This is a genomic window from Rickettsiales endosymbiont of Peranema trichophorum (assembly GCF_004210275.1).
Taxonomy (GTDB): domain Bacteria; phylum Pseudomonadota; class Alphaproteobacteria; order Rickettsiales; family Midichloriaceae; genus RICK02.
This window is the reverse complement of record NZ_SCFA01000058.1, coordinates 1-4278: the sequence shown is the minus strand read 5'-3', so window position 1 is coordinate 4278 and position 4278 is coordinate 1. Positions and strand designations below refer to the sequence as shown.

Below are 4278 nucleotides of genomic sequence, written 5' to 3'. Positions count from 1 at the left end.
CACAAAAGGCAGCTAGAAAGTTTGCATCCCTTGGTTATCCTGTAAAGGAGGTAGAGGGAGGATTTATGACTTGGCAAAATCACAATTATCCTGTTGAAAAGTCATCTTAACGGTTCTCTGTATTGTACTATCTCTTGAGCAAGCCTTGTACATAAAGGATCGTCTTTTAGATCTTGAAGATGGTCCCTCATTGTTCTTCCTGTGATCGGGTGTGTTAACTCTGGTGCTATGTCACAGATCGGCAAGAGAACAAACAAACGTTTCAACATTTCAGGGTGAGGTACATTCAAAGTGCCGCAACCGAGCACTTCCGTCTTAATTATTGAATCTTCAAGCAATAAAATATCGATGTCTATCACCCTTGGACTCCAACGTATGTGAGAGCTTGTTCTACCCATTTTTAGCTCAATTTGCTTACACTTTTGAAGCATTCCAGTAGGTGATAAATCAGAAAATCCAGCTACTACACAATTTAAAAAGTCCTTGTTCCAAGAGCTTGGTGCATCTTTAAGAAGCAAAGCCTTAGATTGGTAAATGCAAGAAATGTCGACAGAGCGAAGAAAAGACATCGCAGAAAGAGCGCCACGGAGGTTCTGAAGCCTATCTGGAAGATTAGAACCCAAGCCTATGATATACCTTCTTAGCAAACTTGATCCAAAGCCGTTTGAGTTTTGCACTTTCTGTAACTAGCCGGCCTGAATACCAAAACGGCCCTAAATGTTGCTGTAAGGAACCGGCCTACCATCCTTGCCATATACAGGCAACCCTGTATCGCTGTATACCGCAACAATTCCTTTGCCGTGACCTATGCGTGTACCATTATAAAGTGCTGGTTGGACGGCTTTTCCTCCTATCTCCTTTACTTTTACGTTTGCTTTACGCGCTTCGTTGTCGTTCTTTGAAATTTTTTTTGCCATATCTATTTAGTGTCAATAAAATGTTGCCGAAGATTAAAGGACTATTGGTCGGTCTGTCAAGAAATGATTTACAACGTCCAAGATTTGTAGGTTGTCTACAAGCTTTTTGCTTACTAAACACAATGTAGCTTGCGACCACCCCATTTTAACACTTATGATTTGTTTGGCAATTATAAATTTGTTTGACCGACAAATAATATCAGTGTATACACAAATAACTCTATGTAACAAAGCTGCTTCAATATAAGCGGGTGTAGCTCAATGGTAGAGTTCCAGCCTTCCAAGCTGGCTGTGTGGGTTCGATTCCCATCACCCGCTCCAGCTTGATCACTTGCCGTTTAGACAAAAGTTAAAGGAGTGTAGCTCAATCGGTAGAGCACCGGTCTCCAAAACCGGGGGTTGGGGGTTCAAGTCCTCTCGCTCCTGCCATTGTTGGAACTTTTGGTATGAAAGTTATAGACACCTTGATTTGCTTTGTGATATATACTGATTTACCGTTAGGGACCTTAGTTCAGTTGGTTAGAACCCACCGCTCATAACGGTGTTGTCGTAGGTTCAAGTCCTACAGGTCCCACCACTGATTTCGTAAGTACAAAGCTGCATATGCACATAGTTGTTATAGGAAGTGGGTATGTTGGGATTGTCACCGCAGCCTGTTTCGCAAAGTTTAATCTCAAAGTGACCTGCGTAGATCACGACCAGGACAAAGTACGAACTCTGGCCACTGGTCAAGTACCGATATACGAACCTGAGCTTGAAGCCTTGGTACAAGCAGGTATACAAAGCGGGAACCTCTCTTTTTCAAGCGATAAAAGCATTATAGGAAGCGCTAATGTGATAGTCGTAGCTGTAGGCACACCATCGGGGCCTGACGGCACAGTAGAGCTGTCTTATCTTCATTCTGTCGTAGATGATATTGTGCAATATTCTATATCCGACAAGATTGTCATGATTAAGTCTACAGTACCTGTAGGGACTGCTCAGGATGTTAAGAGAAGGCTTAATCAGCGCTTAAAACACATTCAATTTCAGGTTATATCAAACCCAGAGTTTTTGAGAGAGGGCAATGCTGTACAGGACTTTTTGCATCCCGATCGCATTGTCATCGGATGCGACGAATCGTATAGACAAAACCCAAAAGAGATAACCACGATATATTCTTCAATAATTGATTCGGGCACCCCAATATTATTTACCGATAATCAGACTGCTGAACTTATCAAATATGCTGCAAATGGCTATCTAGCAATGCGACTTTCCTTTATCAACGAGATCGCCAATATTGCCGAGAAGTGGAACGCAGATGTATGTGATATCAGCAAGGGTATTGGAATGGATAAAAGAATAGGTCCCGAATATCTGAAGCCTGGCCCTGGGTTTGGTGGCTCCTGTTTTCCAAAGGATACGCTAGGGCTATTAAAAACCTCAGAACAGTGTGGTGAACATAGCCTACTTGTGGATGCAACGATTAGGTCAAACGACATGCGAAAGGAACGTATGCTAAAAAAAATTACAGATGCAATTGAGGATGGTGAAGACGAGAAGACAGTAGCTGTTCTAGGTCTTGCTTTTAAAAACAATACAGATGATATGAGGGACAGCCCTAGCATCAGTATCATAGAGCATCTGTTAAAACTAAACACAAGAGTTCAAGTATACGATCCAAAAGCTTTAAAAGAAGGATTTAAGATATTTGGTGATAAAATTACATACTGTACAGATCTATATCAAGCTGTCACAGGAGCTTCTGGGATTGTCATAGCGACCGAATGGTCTGAGTTTGCATCTATGGATTTAAAGCTCGTGAAACAGTTGGTAAAAAAGCCTGTCATTGTAGATTTAAGAAACATTTTGTCGTTGACGAATATGAGAAATACAGGTTTCCGTTATGTCTCCATTGGCAGACCAAACTTGAATTGAATGTAACTCCATCTTTCAGATATTTCTAAATATTTTAACGCACATTCAATGTCATTTCATTTGTTTTTATGCTATATTGAAGGAGGTACAATAAACAATTGGTGTGGCAGATATGATGAGTGCCAAAGAAATATTTCAAGAAGCAATGGGAGGTGTTTTGCCGGATCAATACAGCACGAGTTGTAAACTAACGCAAGGACAATCCGCAGCAGCTGCGCTATTGGGAATTCGAGATTCCTTAGAAATCAGTCTCAGTGAAGCTGCACAAGAATTCCATATATGTACTATTGGAACTGAAGATAGAGCGGCCAGTATCGAACAAGAGACGTTCGAAGCGCTATATAGTTCGACGATTGGAGAAGCTATGTGGGCACACAAACCCTTATTTTTTCCTGTTTCAGATGGTCACCATCTCGTGTTGGTTGGGCTTGTACCAAAATATCCGAATGATCCCACAAACAAAGAATATGCGATTGTATACGCAAATTCGATGCCAGATGACCTTCCTGGTAACGAGAATAATCCTAACAGCAGAACAGGCTTAAAATTTTTGGAAGCCTTGAAGGAATACTTGAAGACGGTCTTGGGTCGTAGCGCTGATGTCTGGAATGTGTCCCGCGACCAACAGTATGATGAATGCTGCGGCCTTTCTGTTGCAAGTAATATAGCCAAGATCGCAGAATGTTGTACACAGTATTCAAAGCTTGATAAGGATTTAATTCAAAGTGCATTGCCTGCACTGTCCGCCACTCCCGAAAGGCCTCAGTATTATTTACCTCGTGGTGAAGCACTTTTTAGTGCATTGCGTGACACCAAACTGGACTATAACATTGCACCTAAACAGCAAAAGGTGGAGAACGGAATCAAGATAATACTAGAGCTTCTGAAGCATGAAGATAGTCCCCCTAATAAGTCAGCACCCGAACTGAAGTCTAAAGCGGAAGTGAGAAAGGACAACGTTGAAATTATCAAGGATATTTTGGTGCAAATTAATGTTCAAAAGCATTTGAAGGACAGTACGAACTTAAGCAATCTATTGTTGGAGCTTAATGAAAAAGGCTATGGAAAGGACATTGCGATGGTTAAACATTCAGCAGAAAAAATAAAATTAGAGCAAAAAAGTACTGAAAGATTCGTGGGAGGATCTATAAAGAGTTAGATGACCTAACCTGTTTCCCGAAGTCAATGGCTTAAAAGATCTTTTGCGGCGAGACTATGGTATCGCATTTCGCCCAAGACATTAGTGCGCTTTTGTATTTTGTATCCGGTATTGCATTAGTGGATGAAGAGAGCAAACTACAAAACGAGGTCTGGTAGGCTTCTTAATCGTAACGTCACAGATAGTTTAATTCTTACTCCAAGACTAAGAGCTTGTTTTCAAACATAGATTAAGGTGAATATTGTTGTATAATCTTAAGAAGAGGATTGTATGAGAAGCAAT

4 protein-coding genes and 3 tRNA genes are annotated in these 4278 nt (G+C 41.0%); 5 read left to right on the top strand and 2 right to left on the bottom strand.

Annotated elements, in window-relative coordinates; translation table 11 throughout:
- Positions 1–101: 101 nt before the first annotated feature.
- Entirely contained in the window at positions 102–677 is a 576-nt protein-coding gene (folK, locus tag EDM53_RS02990) for a 2-amino-4-hydroxy-6-hydroxymethyldihydropteridine diphosphokinase (RefSeq protein WP_130122206.1), read from the bottom strand.
- A gap of 36 nt (positions 678–713) precedes the next feature.
- The gene (locus EDM53_RS02985) at positions 714–917 is read right to left on the bottom strand and encodes a hypothetical protein (protein ID WP_130122205.1); all 204 of its coding nucleotides are present in this window, start codon (positions 915–917) and stop codon (positions 714–716) included.
- A 247-nt stretch (positions 918–1164) separates the two neighbouring features.
- Here EDM53_RS02985 and EDM53_RS02980 point away from each other — a divergent pair.
- The 5 genes from EDM53_RS02980 to EDM53_RS02960 all read left to right on the top strand — a co-directional run bounded on the left by EDM53_RS02980 (position 1165) and on the right by EDM53_RS02960 (position 3996).
- Positions 1165–1238: transfer RNA gene (locus EDM53_RS02980), tRNA-Gly, on the top strand.
- Between the two features lie 32 nt (positions 1239–1270).
- Positions 1271–1346, top strand: a tRNA-Trp gene (locus EDM53_RS02975).
- Positions 1347–1417: 71 nt separating this feature from the next.
- Positions 1418–1494: transfer RNA gene (locus EDM53_RS02970), tRNA-Ile, on the top strand.
- A gap of 26 nt (positions 1495–1520) precedes the next feature.
- Positions 1521–2837, top strand: coding sequence for a UDP-glucose dehydrogenase family protein (locus EDM53_RS02965; protein ID WP_130122204.1), 1317 nt, complete (start codon positions 1521–1523; stop codon positions 2835–2837).
- A 115-nt stretch (positions 2838–2952) separates the two neighbouring features.
- Entirely contained in the window at positions 2953–3996 is a 1044-nt protein-coding gene (locus EDM53_RS02960; RefSeq protein WP_130122203.1) for a hypothetical protein, read from the top strand.
- Positions 3997–4278: the final 282 nt, after the last annotated feature.

Bases quoted from the DNA above. Each gene is read 5' to 3' on its own strand.
- EDM53_RS02965 (WP_130122204.1), top strand. From the start codon at position 1,521: ATGCACATAGTTGTTATAGGAAGTGGGTATGTTGGGATTGTCACCGCA.
- EDM53_RS02985 (WP_130122205.1), bottom strand. From the start codon at position 917: ATGGCAAAAAAAATTTCAAAGAACGACAACGAAGCGCGTAAAGCAAAC.
- EDM53_RS02960 (WP_130122203.1), top strand. From the start codon at position 2,953: ATGAGTGCCAAAGAAATATTTCAAGAAGCAATGGGAGGTGTTTTGCCG.